Origin of the sequence: Brevibacillus jepli (genome assembly GCF_047229145.1) — a bacterium.
GTDB lineage: Bacteria > Bacillota > Bacilli > Brevibacillales > Brevibacillaceae > Brevibacillus.
Map to the genome: position 1 here is coordinate 1 of NZ_JBFEFW010000086.1, position 1,126 is coordinate 1,126.

3 protein-coding genes are annotated in these 1,126 nt (G+C 43.1%); 2 read left to right on the plus strand and 1 reads right to left on the minus strand.

Going from position 1 to position 1,126, the window contains the following annotated elements:
- Positions 1–188: 188 nt before the first annotated feature.
- Positions 189–515: an alpha-helical endospore appendage domain-containing protein gene (locus AB1L17_RS31350; protein WP_412848916.1), complete on the plus strand. Its 327-nt coding sequence runs from the start codon at positions 189–191 to the stop codon at positions 513–515.
- The gene (locus AB1L17_RS31355; RefSeq protein ID WP_412848917.1) at positions 488–1,018 is read left to right on the plus strand and encodes a hypothetical protein; all 531 of its coding nucleotides are present in this window, start codon (positions 488–490) and stop codon (positions 1,016–1,018) included. The genes AB1L17_RS31350 and AB1L17_RS31355 overlap by 28 nt, the downstream gene beginning before the upstream one ends.
- Here AB1L17_RS31355 and AB1L17_RS31570 read toward each other — a convergent pair.
- On the minus strand, positions 1,003–1,113 hold the full coding sequence (locus AB1L17_RS31570; RefSeq protein ID WP_486599184.1) for an alpha-helical endospore appendage domain-containing protein: 111 nt from the start codon (positions 1,111–1,113) through the stop codon (positions 1,003–1,005). The two genes, AB1L17_RS31355 and AB1L17_RS31570, sit on opposite strands and share 16 nt — an antisense overlap.
- Between the last annotated feature and the right edge of the window lie 13 nt (positions 1,114–1,126).

Below are 1,126 nucleotides of genomic sequence, written 5' to 3' on the forward strand. Positions count from 1 at the left end.
ATGTTTGAAGCGGCTCAAAGCGATTCCTCCTTCGAACAGGATAAATTCATGTATAGTGTGGTATGGTCTTGATTCCCATAATGTCCCTCGTCCTCTTGTTTTGTCTTCTTGTAACCAACAATTAGGCATAGGCATAGACATATAAGAAATACACATTCGAACCGTGGTCAATATGAAGGGAGTCTATCATGAGTATTCCACACATTCCGGAATCCATACACAGACCATCCATGAATGAAGTGATTATTGATCTCTTGGAGTCCATTGCCTTGGAGGAAATCGCCCTTTCCCATCTGATCAACGCCGAGGCTGAAAAGCTCCAAGCTTTTGTAGGCAAGCATCTTGATTTTCCAACCTGCCCCTCCAATGAAGAGATTCTGAAAATGAACCACCAAACCAGCAAACTCATGGATGTCATCGTGATGAAAGAGTGGTTGTTGCTCCGCAAACTGGAGGATGTAATATTTCTGTGTGAGGAGATAGAGCCATGTCCGATCGACCATTGCGAGGAATAATGAATACTGCGATCAAATCCTGGGGCTATCCTGTCCTGTGTTCCTACGCAAAATCATTGAACGAAGTAGAGCAGTCCGTATCGATTCTGTTACAATCGCTCATTCACGAACAGTATGCGTTGATGGATTTGGATGAAAAAATGACTGAAAGAGAAAAAAACTCATGGCTACGTCATACCCGGAGAATACTGAAATCCATAAGTTTACTGCAGAATTGCTTAATATCCAAGTATGAGATCTTGAACGAATGGGATGCACTAGGAGATCGACATGTGATTGTGGATTTAACTTCGAAAGAGACAGACATTCTGGATAAGTTTCGCGTATTCGCGCGTTCGCATCCCCGCGAGTGGAAAAAAATCCGGTTGTTGCTTCACCATATCTTTTCCTTTCAACAACGGAAGGCAAAACTGCCAAGGCCGTATACGGAAAATATCCATACACGGCCTTGGCTCTCTCCTCTGCTTGACAATCGAAGATTCAAAAGCTACACAGACAATTGAATTAACTCCAGCACATTTTCAAACTTGAACTGCAGCAGCATTTCTTTCTTGATCACATCCTGCATGGTTTTCCGCACACTCTGGTTGATGTCCAACAGATTCGAGATG